This is a genomic window from Ensifer sp. (assembly GCF_031989085.1).
GTDB lineage: Bacteria > Pseudomonadota > Alphaproteobacteria > Rhizobiales > Rhizobiaceae > Ensifer.
The window spans coordinates 209,567-221,358 of sequence record NZ_DALZXU010000007.1 but is presented as its reverse complement, the minus strand read 5'-3'; the positions used below and the strand labels follow the sequence as shown (position 1 = coordinate 221,358).

11 protein-coding genes and 2 pseudogenes are annotated in these 11,792 nt (G+C 58.9%); 9 read left to right on the top strand and 4 right to left on the bottom strand.

Going from position 1 to position 11,792, the window contains the following annotated elements; all coding sequences use genetic code 11:
- Positions 1 to 72: 72 nt before the first annotated feature.
- The gene (locus tag RTP54_RS24555; RefSeq protein WP_312366164.1) at positions 73 to 1,116 is read right to left on the bottom strand and encodes an alpha/beta hydrolase; all 1,044 of its coding nucleotides are present in this window, start codon (positions 1,114 to 1,116) and stop codon (positions 73 to 75) included.
- Positions 1,117 to 1,411: 295 nt separating this feature from the next.
- On the opposite strand from RTP54_RS24555, the pseudogene RTP54_RS24550 reads away from it, so the two are divergent.
- The 3 genes and pseudogenes from RTP54_RS24550 to RTP54_RS24540 form a co-directional block, all read left to right on the top strand.
- Positions 1,412 to 2,841: pseudogene (locus RTP54_RS24550) on the top strand (cytochrome c biogenesis protein DipZ); the annotation flags it as partial.
- A gap of 818 nt (positions 2,842 to 3,659) precedes the next feature.
- On the top strand, positions 3,660 to 3,863 hold the full coding sequence (locus RTP54_RS24545) for a hypothetical protein (protein ID WP_312366163.1): 204 nt from the start codon (positions 3,660 to 3,662) through the stop codon (positions 3,861 to 3,863).
- 962 nt (positions 3,864 to 4,825) lie between these two features.
- Entirely contained in the window at positions 4,826 to 5,071 is a 246-nt protein-coding gene (locus RTP54_RS24540) for a hypothetical protein (protein WP_312366162.1), read from the top strand.
- A gap of 1,107 nt (positions 5,072 to 6,178) precedes the next feature.
- On the opposite strand, the pseudogene RTP54_RS24535 reads toward RTP54_RS24540, so the two are convergent.
- Positions 6,179 to 6,537, bottom strand: a pseudogene (locus tag RTP54_RS24535) (LysR family transcriptional regulator); the annotation flags it as partial.
- 156 nt (positions 6,538 to 6,693) lie between these two features.
- Here RTP54_RS24535 and RTP54_RS24530 point away from each other — a divergent pair.
- Positions 6,694 to 6,903 (top strand): transcriptional regulator, encoded by a 210-nt coding sequence (locus tag RTP54_RS24530; RefSeq protein ID WP_312366161.1) that lies wholly within the window; start codon positions 6,694 to 6,696, stop codon positions 6,901 to 6,903.
- Here the strand turns inward: RTP54_RS24530 and RTP54_RS31090 are convergent.
- Both RTP54_RS31090 and RTP54_RS24525 read right to left on the bottom strand, forming a co-directional pair.
- A complete protein-coding gene (locus RTP54_RS31090) occupies positions 6,848 to 7,372 on the bottom strand; it encodes an SDR family oxidoreductase (RefSeq protein WP_409517197.1) in 525 nt (174 codons plus the stop codon). The genes RTP54_RS24530 and RTP54_RS31090 overlap by 56 nt on opposite strands.
- Before the next feature lie 44 nt (positions 7,373 to 7,416).
- Positions 7,417 to 7,962, bottom strand: a complete 546-nt coding sequence (locus RTP54_RS24525) for a VOC family protein (RefSeq protein WP_312366160.1) — start codon at positions 7,960 to 7,962, stop codon at positions 7,417 to 7,419.
- Positions 7,963 to 8,243: 281 nt separating this feature from the next.
- Between RTP54_RS24525 and RTP54_RS24520 the strand changes: the two genes are divergently transcribed.
- The 5 genes from RTP54_RS24520 (at position 8,244) to RTP54_RS24500 (ending at position 11,728) form a co-directional block, all read left to right on the top strand.
- A complete protein-coding gene (locus RTP54_RS24520) occupies positions 8,244 to 8,957 on the top strand; it encodes a YafY family protein (protein ID WP_312366159.1) in 714 nt (237 codons plus the stop codon).
- Between the two features lie 515 nt (positions 8,958 to 9,472).
- Complete coding sequence (locus RTP54_RS24515) at positions 9,473 to 9,790, top strand: hypothetical protein (protein WP_312366158.1); 318 nt, start codon at positions 9,473 to 9,475, stop codon at positions 9,788 to 9,790.
- Positions 9,791 to 9,801: 11 nt separating this feature from the next.
- Positions 9,802 to 10,071, top strand: a complete 270-nt coding sequence (locus tag RTP54_RS24510; protein WP_312366157.1) for a hypothetical protein — start codon at positions 9,802 to 9,804, stop codon at positions 10,069 to 10,071.
- 710 nt (positions 10,072 to 10,781) lie between these two features.
- Positions 10,782 to 11,102 carry a PepSY domain-containing protein gene (locus RTP54_RS24505; RefSeq protein WP_312366156.1) on the top strand — a complete coding sequence of 107 codons (321 nt, stop codon included), beginning with the start codon at positions 10,782 to 10,784 and terminating at the stop codon, positions 11,100 to 11,102.
- Positions 11,103 to 11,122: 20 nt separating this feature from the next.
- Positions 11,123 to 11,728: a general stress protein gene (locus RTP54_RS24500; protein ID WP_312366155.1), complete on the top strand. Its 606-nt coding sequence runs from the start codon at positions 11,123 to 11,125 to the stop codon at positions 11,726 to 11,728.
- Positions 11,729 to 11,792: the final 64 nt, after the last annotated feature.

Below are 11,792 nucleotides of genomic sequence, written 5' to 3'. Positions count from 1 at the left end.
AGCGCTCCCTCTTGTGACTCCAAATCGGCCGCCGCGAAACAGGCAAATCCGATCGCGGCGGGCAAGGCGAACTCAAAAGCGTTCCACATCGAGAATCGCCCGGGCAAAAGCCTCCGGCGCTTCCTGCGGCAGGTTGTGGCCGATTCCGCCGGCGATCGTGCGGTGCTCGTATTTCCCGGTGAACATTTTCGCATAGGTCGAAGGCTCCGGATGTGGCGCACCATTGGCATCGCCTTCGAGCGTGATGGTCGGCACGGCGATGACCGGGAAGGCGGCGAGCTTCTTTTCCAGCGCGTCATACTTCGTTTCACCCTTGGCGAGATCAAGCCGCCAGCGATAGTTGTGAATGGTGATGGCGACATGGTCCGGGTTTTCGAGGGCCTCGGCCGAACGGTCGAAGGTTGCATCATCGAAATTCCATTGCGGCGAGGCGAGCTTCCAGATCAGCTTGGCGAAATCACGCCGGTTTGCTTCGTAGCCGGCCTGGCCCCGTTCGGTGGCGAAATAGAACTGATACCACCAGGAAAGCTCAGCCTGCGGCGCAAGCGGCTTCCGATTCGCCTCCTGGCTGCCAATCAGATAACCGCTGACGGAGACCAGCGCTTTGCAGCGTTCCGGCCAAAGAGCCGCGAGAATATCCGCGGTGCGTCCGCCCCAGTCGTAACCGCCTATGACGGCGCGCTCGATCTTCAGCGCATCCATGAAGGCGACAATGTCGGACGCGATCGCCGTCTGCTGGCCGTTGCGCGGTGTGTTGGCAGAGAGGAACTCGGTCGTGCCGTAGCCGCGCAGATAGGGGATCAGCACCCGGTAGCCGGCATCGGCAAGGACCGGCGCGACATCGACGAAGCTGTAGATGTCATAGGGCCAACCGTGGAGAAGCAGCACGACCGGGCCATCAGCCGGACCGGCTTCCGCATAACCGATTTTCAGGACACCGGCTTTGACCTGCTTCAGAGCCTCGAAGGAGGTATGCGAACCGGCCTTGACGACGGCAACCGTTGGCGTGGACGACTTCGCGCTTGCGGTTGTGCCGAAGCCGAATTCCACCGCTGCCACGGTAAGGGCGGCCATGCCGAAGAAACGACGACGCTGAAGGTTGATATCGCTGGACATTAATTCTCTCCGTTGTGAACTGATGAGGAGAGAAAACTGCCGGCATGTATCCCCGATGTTTCGGTTATCCGCGTTCATTGCATAGGGATGTAGCATCCGGCCTTGCCGATACGTTCTGATACAATTCGCACGGCATCATCGCCGCCGCCGCGAACGCGACGCTCCCTACACTTTGGTACATTTGAGCGCCGAGCCGGACACATCCGGGATACATCGTCTCGACCAGACTGGCGCCGTTGCTGGTCGAGCTCCATCGCCGTCCAGAACCCGACAAACCGGTTCAAAGGAAACGATGATGACGCTTCTTATCATTGCCTATCTCGGAGGGGCACTGACCATCCTCAGCCCCTGTATCCTCCCCATTCTTCCCTTCGTCTTCGCCCGCTCGGGCCAGCCGTTCGTGCGCAGCACGCTGCCCATGCTGGTCGGCATGGCCGCCACCTTCGGTGTTGTCGCCACACTTTCCGCCGTCGGCGGAAGCTGGGCGATCCATGCCAACGAGTATGGCCGCCTTGCCGCGCTGACCTTGCTTGCGGCCTTCGGCGTCAGCCTGATCTCGCCGCGCATGGCAAGCTTCATCACCCAGCCGGTGGTCGATTTCGGCAACCGCCTGCTGAGTGTATCCGGCGGTACGAGTTCCGCGCCGACCGCCGCAAGCGGGCTTGTTCTCGGCGTTGCGACCGGCCTTTTGTGGGCCCCCTGCGCCGGGCCGATCCTCGGCCTCGTGCTGACGGGCGCTGCCTTGCAGGGCGCCAATCTGCAGACGACCTTCCTGCTGCTCGCTTATGCGGCCGGTGCGGCCACTTCGCTCGCATTCGCGCTCTCCGTCGGCGGAAAGATCTTTGCCTGCATCAAAAAGTCGGTCGGCGTCACCGAGCGCATCCGCCAGGGGCTGGGGGTAACTGTGCTTGCCGGGGTCACGGTCATCGCGATTGGGCTCGATACCGGCCTGCTCGCGCAATTCTCATATGCCAGCACTGCCGCCTTCGAACAGGCCGTGCTCGACAGGCTGAATGTGAAGCCCACCGGCGGCGCGCCCTCGCAAGTTGTCGCAAGCAGCGACAAAGTGATCGGCCTTGCGGAGGAAGGCAAACCGTTCCGCAGCGATCTGCCCATCGAAGGCCTCGCGCCCTCGCTGAACGGCGCCGTCGAATGGCTGAACTCGCCGCCGCTGACGATGGAGCAGCTCAGGGGCAAGGTCGTGCTCGTCGATTTCTGGACCTATTCCTGCATCAACTGCATCCGCACCCTTCCCTATGTCCGCGCCTGGGCTGAAAAGTACCAGGACCAGGGCCTGGTGGTGATCGGCGTACATGCTCCGGAGTTCGCCTTCGAGAAGAAGATCGACAATGTCAAAAAGGCCATCGACGACTTCAAGATCGGCTATCCCGTCGCGATCGACAACGACTACGCGATCTGGCGCGCCTTCGAGAACAGCTACTGGCCGGCCCACTACCTAATCGACGCCAGGGGCCAGATCCGCGAACATCATTTCGGGGAAGGCAATTACAGCCAGACCGAAAAGGCGATCCAGGACCTTCTGCGCGAGGCCGGCAGCGAGATGGCCGACAACGCACCCGTAGCCCCTGATGCGAAAGGTGCCGAGGCAAGCCCGGACATGCGGAACATCGGCTCGGGTGAAACCCATGTCGGCTATCAGCGGGCCACCGATTTTGTCTCGAACGAGAAAACACGGCCGATACTGCCACCGACTATTTCGTCGCGTAGCCGGACCTCAACCGGGGCCAATGACAGATAGCGCATGGTAGAACTCCGTGTCACCCCGGAATGCTCGTGGAAATTTCCGAACGACGCAATCATATCAAAGGTTGAGCGCATTGCCCCGGTACTCCCTCGATCCACCCACGTTCTTCCCTCGTTCGCGGTCTCGGGCAGGATCGAAAGACGATCGCGGCTGATCGGGATCACGAGGATTGCGCGACTGGCCACGCAGCACCGCCTCTTCGCCAAGAAGCAGTTGTTTCGGAGGCTTAGGAGGTGCCTTAGTCATCGCTTTTTAAAGGCACAATGGAGATGACGAGCCACGCTGGAACCTTTTGCCAGCAATTGGATTTTGGTGATCCAAGCAGGCCTCGGCGAGGCGATGCAATCACCCGTACTTCGAGTAACACTGCCATGCAACACGAAGACACGAAGCAGCAATATAGTAAGGTAGTACGCGGCTGGAACACGCGTTACGACCTCGAAGAGTTCATCCAGGCACACGGGCTCCAACCTCTGGCCGCACGCGAACTCTTCATGAAATTCGGCCCTTACAAAGTCGATCTCGATCGCAAGGTTTCCGAGCTCCGATCAACAGCGCATTCATCCACCGAACATTGAACGATCGGATGTTTCGGCTTTGCCACCATGTCCCTACCACCAGGCGGTCGCTCCCCATTCGGCGATCGCCTGAGTCAATCTATCCTTCAAGATTCCCGTTGCCCAAAGCAAAACTCTCCATATAATTTCTTATCGCTAGCTTGTTGTGAGGGCTTTGGCGACTGCAGGCTCACCGCGCCTTAGCCCGTAAGGAGGGCGAGATGCGTATTGGTGACCATCACGGGGGTGCCGTTCTCCCCGATCAAATTGAACTGATTGAATCGGTCTTCGACGAATTGCTCCAGGCCCGTGGCTTGGACCGCTCAAGTGAAGAGGCAGAGCTCCTAGCTGCCCGCTTGCTGGGGATGTTTCAGAGCGGGATCCATGACCGCGATGCGTTGAGAAAGATGGCAGACTACCTGTAACTTTCCGCCCCAACTCGTCGGAGCGAACCTCACAAAAATGCGGCCTTCCGGGTCGAGGTTGCGGATGGAAGGCCGCGAGCAAGGTCATCGAGCCACCAGTATATTCCTGAGTTGGCGGGATGTCACATTACACTTTGCCGTTGCTCGTTAAAATGATGCGTCAGATAGCTTCGGCGAAGCTCACACCCCGCGCCATCGCTGCGCGTTTTTTGAAAACCCCGCGGACGGCAGGCAATGTCCGATAGCCCGCAGTTAACACGTTGGCCGGTATTTCGCTGCCACCACCACCGGCAGTCCTACCATTAAATTTCTCTACTTTTGCTCACTTGGAGCCAAGTGGAAGACTCGCTATCTTTTTCCCTTCGGTGAACGCTGTAGCCCAAGGAGGGAGGTCTTTATGGCTATTCACTTTGACCAGTCAGGTTTTGAATTTGCACCCGAACAGATCGATACCCTTCAAAGGATATTCGATCGCATTTGCTTCGAAGCGAGAATCCCGCGCCAGGACGTCCGAGCCGGCCGCCTCGCGAAATTCCTCATGGATGAGTTCAGGTTCGGGAACACGGACGAGTTGGCGCTGACCGAGTGCGGACGCTGGTTTTGCAGGCGAGCAAGCTTGAGACAACGCGAAGTAAGCCGTGAGCCGTCCCACCAAAGACATACGCGCCACTGACGCTCGGTGGATCCTCGGTAGCCCGCAAGCCGCGCCCCTCTTCGCGTACGCCAGACAGCCGTTGAAAACACACGCGTGCGCCGGCCAACCTGCGTTGCGCGCGAAGTTCAATAGCTGTTTTCTCTCCGTCCCTCGGGCAGAATAACTTCTGCCCGCAAAGCTTATGTTTACGACAGCTACGAGATACCTTCCGAATGCTTCGCAGGTTCACGGGTCATCATGGCGACAGTCGACAACTTGTCATTGTTTTGCTCTAATATCGCTTCCTCAAATGGAGGTTTTCAACGCGATGGACAGCTGGAACAAGCACGGGCGCCGCAGCCTCAGAATGTCCCCGGTCGTCGGCTGGAAGGTTGCGACGCTTAACGATAGTGAAGGTGATGTATTTCTTAGGCTCGAATTCAGCGTCAGTCCCGACAAAACAGACGTCTCCGCACTTCAATTTGCGCTGAGTGAGCGCCAGGCGCGCGATATGAGTGCGGAACTAGAAGCCGTTGCAGATTGGCTGTCAGCCAGGGCTCTCCAGTCCAACTGAGGAGCTCATCACGTCGCTACTCTTTTCGATCGTCGACGCAGATCGACCTCAATATCGCGCCGAAGTTCGACTGACGGAGAGCGCTGGCCTCTCGGTCGCTTCGACCGACAAGCTACCAACAAACGTCATCACGAATCCGACCAACCTTGGAGCGAAACCACAATGGACCCCGCGTATCCGAGCCGGGAGCCAAGCGTTCGCGACACTTTGGCACTGCCAGCGCAGTATAGAGACGCGGCCGTGAAGCTTGGTGCCACCTCGCCAAATCTCGCGCATCGTCCGGTTCATCTTTGGCTCTACATTCGGTTGAACTCTACCTGGATGCGCTCCTGCTCGCAAAAGGCCTCGACCACCAAACGATCCGCGGCTTTCAACACGATCTTGGCGAGCGGTCCAGGGTAGCCATTGATACTGGGCTCGTGCTGCGCAAACGTACGGCGGCCCACTTAGTGACCCTCTCCTCCACCAGAGAGTATGACGCCATTAGGTATGGCCCAACGCGGGCTTCCAAGTTCTCCCAGGTGAACCGGGTGATGGCGACACTCGGCGAAGTCTCACAGAAGGTGCGAAGGGTGTTGCGGCCCTTCCCGTAATCAAGGCCGGGGTGCGGTTGGCTCGCCGCGACGAAATCGGACAAATAAACGCGATGCGTTGTAGCCTTATATGCAGACACGGAAATATACTGAACTTCCAAGTCCAACGTAAAGAAGGACGAGAGCGTGCACGAACGTAGTGTCGAAAATGGCCCCAAGGGCGCAAACTCCCCGACCGAGCTCCAACACCTTGCGCAAAAGCTTGCGGACCTCGCCGAACAGATAAAGACGATCGCGGCGACTCCAATCGGCGAAACCGTCTCCCTGGACGAAAGCGACGAAACGTCTGGGCACGCATCGCTCGAGTAGCGGAGGCACCGCATTGCCTCTGCATGAGCCGACGCCGATTTTGCACCCCAAGATCGTTCGAAATCACTCCTTTGAGGTATGGCGATCATCCCGATTTGCGCCTAGAACCTGGCGCACGGTGGCAGCCGTCGGGATATTCGATGTGCCCTACGAGGCGGCGCGCTCGAATATCCCACGCGCGCTCACCGATCGGTCGGGTCGTCGGCCTTTGATCTGGCCGTTGGCCGATGCGAGCAAAAAATGCCGGCAACACGCCGATCGTCGCAGGATAGACGGTCCCGATCCTGATCGTGCGCGCCGCCTTGCCGGCGGCCGAGCCCGCCACTTCCGCCGACAGGCCGACATCACCGATGATCCGCACCGCCCGATCGTAGAAGACTTTCCCTTCCCCCGTCAGTGAGACTCTACGCGTCGATCGTTCGAGCAACCGGACGCCCAATTCCTTCTCCAGCGCCTGGATATGCGCACTCAACGCGGGCTGGGCGATGCACATCCCTCCGCGGCACGGTTAAAGTGAAGCTCTTCGGCCACCGCTACGAAATAGGAAAGCTGGCGTAGTTCCATGCCGTGCTGTACACCTACCGACGACAGAGTTATTCCCGTGCTTCAGCGAGCCCTCACGTTGCGAAACAAGCACACAACACGCGATCGCCCGCACGCTCGCGCGCGCACCCTTAGGTTGCTATAGTCCCGACAGAATGACCTGGAGTCACATTGCGAATGGCTCGAATTGCTGTTCAAATCAGTGTCAAGGCGCTGGCTGAAGCGGCGACGATCTCCACCAACACGACCGTTCGCTTCGAACGGGGTGACGAGTTCAAACCGCGCACCGTCGCCGACATTCGTTCCATCTTCGAACACGCCGGCATCAGCTTCATCGATGGCGATTACGCGGACAGCGGTGATCTTGGCGTGCGATTGAACAAGTAGTGTCTGGCCTCAAGTCGGCCATTGCAGAGTGCGATGCCTTCGGCGGGGTTTCCTTCGCCGAAAAGAGCCCGGCCCGAACCTGCTGATCGGACTGCCCTTCAACGACTACCGCGATCAATCCGACACAACCCTCATGTTGGAATGAAGGTGCCAACTCCCTCTCACGCAGCGTCAAACTGCAAGCCTCTAGTTGTGTAGGTTTGCGTGGAACGACATTGCGGAACCACCGCTTCCAATCGTTGTAACCTCCCCCTCCGAAGGTGATCAGGTGGATAGCGTCAACGTCGCGGAAAGCGCCTTCGAGCGTACTGATGTTACTCAAGTCGCCTATGACCGCCTCGACCCCGGAAGCGAACCCGGCATTTTTGGGGTTGCGCGTGAGGGCACGGACCTCGTGACCCGCTTCTTGGAGCTGGGTGACGAGGTGTCGTCCGACGTTGCCGGCTGCTCCGGTGACGAGAATGCGCATGTTCAGTGTCCTTTCGGCGGGCTGACTGGTGCGATGCATAGGGTCTACGACGTAGACAAACCCCGTGGGTCCTTGAGCGCTGCCATTGCATCGACGAGGGTTGAGTGGATGTATTCCAGTTCCGGGCTTGTGAACGACTCCCAGCTTTTGTCGGCGTCTGTCGCCGCATCCAGCTGCCCCCAGTCTTGCGTGTCCGTCGGGGGATTATGACGGTAGACCCACCACAGGTTGCCCTGAGGATCTTGGAAACGCGAGAAGACGTCCCCGAAGAACTCTGTCGGCCGCGTAACGATGCGGGCACCCAGTTGCTCGGCCCGTGCGAGGGTCGCGGGGACGTCGTCGACATAGACCCGAGTGAATGCAGGCGTGAAGGGCCAGTCGGGTTTGCGGTCTGAAATCGTAATCATCGAGTCGCCGATGAGCAGCTCGGAGTGCAGGATCAGTCCGTCGGAATCGACGGTACGCGCCTCGGGCACATTGACGGCGCCAAAGACTTCGGTGACGAACGCGATCAGCGCACTTGCATCGTCAGTCATGATGAACGGATTGACGGTGTTCGAACCGGCAGGTCGAGCGGGCACGACGGTCATTCTTATTCCTTTCAGAGGGGTCTAGTTGCATGGTGCGGAGGGCACGGAGCCCGAGAAAAAAGCCCAGGATCGCGGCCACGTTTCCGGAGAAGAGGTCACATTCGCCGTCTACAACGCGGGTGAGCGGGTTGAACTGGTCCGCCTTGATGATGTGATGGCGGCTGTGACAATTTGCGATCACCAGCAATTCTCCACGCTGAAACGAGCAGACATTAGATACGCGCTGACTGCTGACATGACCCTGTCAGCAGTCCCATGTGAAATTTGTTTGGGGGTCTGAAATGAGAAGAACGAGCCGCCTTTTTGAACTTGTCCAGGCCTTGCGAGGGGCACGGCGTCCGCGCACCGCGTCGGGGCTTGCGGAGCAACTCGAAGTCTGCAAGCGGACGATCTACCGCGATGTTGTATCGCTTCAGGCGATGGGCGTGCCGATTAGAGGCGAAGCGGGCGTCGGCTACATGATCGAGCCGGGATTCGACTTGCCGCCGCTCATGTTTACTATCGACGAGGTTGAAGCCCTGGTCGTTGCTCTGTGCCTCCTGCAACGGACGGGTGACGTGGGCTTGAACGTCGCAGCTGGAACGATTTTGGAGAAGATTAAGGACGTCATCCCAAAGGCTGTTTCTGGTCCGCTCGTTACCGACAGCCTTTACGCGACACCGCCCGGTCCATCACCGGTCAAAGGTTTGGATGTGGCCATGATCCGGCAGGCCATTCGAGAGGAGCGAAAGCTGTTCCTCAATTATTCGGATGCCGCAGGTGAGGCAACGTGCAGACTGATTATGCCCATAGCGCTAGCGTACGACGTCGAAGCCCACATGATCGTTGGATGGTGCGAGTTGAGAAGCGCGTTCCGTCGTTTCCGGACCGACCGAGTTCAGTCTTGTTCTCTCGTCTCTGAACGATTTCACGGTAAGGGCGACGCTTTACGTCGCCTTTGGCAGACACACTTAGGCATTCGCAATGGCGATTGGACGACAGTGGGTATGCATTGATGGCATCAACCTGAGATCCTCGCAGCCGTATCATCGATCGGCTGGCTGCGGAACGTCGGGGCGATAGGTCGCGCGGGACAGATCTCTAATGTCGCTATTATCGCTTCGCAGAGAAATCGAAAGTGAAAACCGGTCGTTGATAGCCGGCCAAACTGACAGCGAGAGACTTGCGGCGCTTGGTCCGATGCTTGCCAAACTCCAAAAGCTCGGGATTGCGCCCAAAACCGCGGACCAACTTCGAGGCGCCCTTAAGACGATGAATAGAGCGTCGCGCGGCTTGGTCGTCGAACCTGCGGACGCGCTGCGGCGAGCGGGGTTGCAACTGTCGCAGTCGGCGCTCCCAGGATGGCCGACGCGCCCGACAATTTTATCGAATGCGATCATGCATGGCCTTCCGCCGCTTTTTTTCTGTCCCATTGCAAGCGGACTATTGCTGGCGAAAGAGACCCTGCGTCTTCGGGCCGTCCTACTGCTTGGAGTGGGAGAGGCCCGCCGCGATGCATCGATTCATATTCATGATTGATACCTTCGGTATGATGGGTGAGTATTGCGCTGGAGCTCAATGGCTGAGGTTGGCGATGGATTTCGAGAAAATCGGCCGCACGCGCATGATGATCCGGCTGCCGAGACACCGGAGACAGCTTGCCGACCTCAACTATTCGGCGCTCTGCGATTTACTGGAGAGGTACGGCATAGCAGCTATGAAACGCGACGAGCTTCGCGCATATAAGGGGAATGAAGAAATGCTAGCTGAGTACGACGAACAGTGCCAGGCCATGGAAGATCAAGCCGTCAAGTTGATCGCCTCCGCTAGCCCCCGAATCGTGCGTTAGGTCAACACGCGATGGTACCCTTGATCTGGATTGCGAACGTTGTTGCGTTGACAGTGATCGCACTAGGATTACCGTCTCACGCACAGACGACAATGTGCATGGGAGATGTCTGCACGGTGACTTCGAATGATGGCAGTACATTACAAATGTCCGCAGACGAAATCGCGAAAAAAGCGAGAGAAGAGGCGCTCGAGAAAATTCGCGAAATCGATTGCAGCGCTGCTGACGATGCGGCCGAATGCCTGAAGGCAAAGCTCAAACTGAGGCGTCTTTTCTACTGACGAGCTTAAATGCCCGCCGCATTACGCGGATTACGTACTTTGGGTGTGTTGATCGAATAAAGACCACTTTTGCGAGAGTCGAAAGATGGATTACGAAAGGATCGGGCGTGCTAGAATGATGGTCCGGTTGCCAAGCCACCGGGTACAACTGGCAGAAATCAAACTCCCTCTTTTATCCGAATTGCTGGAAATCTACGGGCTCGCGATGGTGAAGCGTGACGAATTGCGCGCGCGGAGGATTCGGCGCGACTTGGTCGCCGAGTACGATGAACTATGCCTAGCGATGGAAGATGACGCTATCCAGCTCATCTCATACGCCCGACCGCGCCTGGTTCGGTGAGGTGCCACATGCGCAGAACGGCAAGATATGACTAGGATTTCGCGAGGGGCCGCAGGTGGAGGGAGGCGGGACTCGGTACCACCGTCGCCTTGGCGGGCCCTGTGATTTCGGTCGCGACGCAAATCGTGACAAAGACGCTTTAGCGTCGTGTAACAGCCCGGGCGCTTGGCGCCACATGACGTCCAGCCGTTCCGCCGTGATAGCGCGGGAGGTGATGAGCGCGTTCCGCCTTGGAGCAAAAAAACGCGCCGGCCACGGCGGCAGGCTTGGAACCTTTGACCGCGACAATTCTCAATGCAATCAGGAACCAAAGGCGGCCAACTGAGTTTGGTGAGTAGGCTTTACTAGCTTACGAACAAGGACCCACATCATGAAAAATCTGCTGCTCGCCGCGGTATTCCTCGGCGCGTCGACCCTTGGCGCGCTCGCTCAAACCGCAACACCTCCCGCCAGGACGGATGGCGACACACCCGCTGTCGCGACACCGGACACGACCAATCCCACCGCGCCGGTTGCCGGCTCCAACAGCTTTACTGAGGAGCAAGCCAAGGAACGCCTGGCAGACGGCGGCTACACCGAGATCACCGGGCTAAAACTCGACGAGACCGGCGTCTGGCGCGCCACCGCAATGAAGGACGGAAAGTCCGTTGCGGTCGCGCTCGACTACCAGGGCAACATCGTTGCCAACTAACACTCTCTAGGAGATCCCTCATGAAAACCGTTACCGGACTTTTCGATGATTATTCCGACGCCCGCGCGGCAGTTAGCGCGCTTGAAGATCGCGGTGTTCCGTCGGACGATATCAGTATCGTTTCCAACAATAGTGGCGACCGCTCTGGGACGGACAACGACAGCAACGCCGCTGAAGGTGCCGGTACCGGAGCCGGTGTCGGCGCGGCGATCGGTGGGGTCGGCGGGCTGCTGACGGGGCTCGGCGTGATGGCCATTCCGGGCGTTGGACCGGTGGTGGCTGCCGGTTGGCTTGCCGCCACGGCCGCAGGTGCAGCCGCCGGGGCTGTCGCGGGTGGTGCTGCTGGCGGCATCATCGGCGCGATGACGGAATCGGGTGTTCCGGCAGAGCATGCGCATGTTTATGCCGAGGGTGTGCGCCGCGGCGGCGCCGTCGTTACCGCCCGTGTGGACAACGCGCTCTACGCGGATGCGGAAGCAATTCTGCGCCGGGGCAGCTGGGTCGATCCGGTCCAGCGCCGGGCCTCTTACTCGGAGCAGGGTTGGGTGCAATTTGATGAGGCCCGCGATCCCTACACCACTGAAGAGATCGAGAAGGAGCGTTTGCGTCTCCAGGGCATGCGCTAAGCCGGCAACCTCTATCCCTGGACACGGCCCCGATGGGGCCGTTTCCGATGACGTCAACAACAAG

Bases quoted from the DNA above. Each gene is read 5' to 3' on its own strand.
- RTP54_RS24555 (WP_312366164.1), bottom strand. From the start codon at position 1,116: ATGTCCAGCGATATCAACCTTCAGCGTCGTCGTTTCTTCGGCATGGCC.
- RTP54_RS24520 (WP_312366159.1), top strand. From the start codon at position 8,244: ATGAGAAGAACGAGCCGCCTTTTTGAACTTGTCCAGGCCTTGCGAGGG.
- RTP54_RS24500 (WP_312366155.1), top strand. From the start codon at position 11,123: ATGAAAACCGTTACCGGACTTTTCGATGATTATTCCGACGCCCGCGCG.
- RTP54_RS24540 (WP_312366162.1), top strand. From the start codon at position 4,826: ATGGACAGCTGGAACAAGCACGGGCGCCGCAGCCTCAGAATGTCCCCG.
- RTP54_RS24525 (WP_312366160.1), bottom strand. From the start codon at position 7,962: ATGACCGTCGTGCCCGCTCGACCTGCCGGTTCGAACACCGTCAATCCG.
- RTP54_RS24510 (WP_312366157.1), top strand. From the start codon at position 9,802: ATGGTACCCTTGATCTGGATTGCGAACGTTGTTGCGTTGACAGTGATC.
- RTP54_RS24505 (WP_312366156.1), top strand. From the start codon at position 10,782: ATGAAAAATCTGCTGCTCGCCGCGGTATTCCTCGGCGCGTCGACCCTT.
- RTP54_RS31090 (WP_409517197.1), bottom strand. From the start codon at position 7,372: ATGCGCATTCTCGTCACCGGAGCAGCCGGCAACGTCGGACGACACCTC.
- RTP54_RS24515 (WP_312366158.1), top strand. From the start codon at position 9,473: ATGATTGATACCTTCGGTATGATGGGTGAGTATTGCGCTGGAGCTCAA.
- RTP54_RS24530 (WP_312366161.1), top strand. From the start codon at position 6,694: ATGGCTCGAATTGCTGTTCAAATCAGTGTCAAGGCGCTGGCTGAAGCG.
- RTP54_RS24545 (WP_312366163.1), top strand. From the start codon at position 3,660: ATGCGTATTGGTGACCATCACGGGGGTGCCGTTCTCCCCGATCAAATT.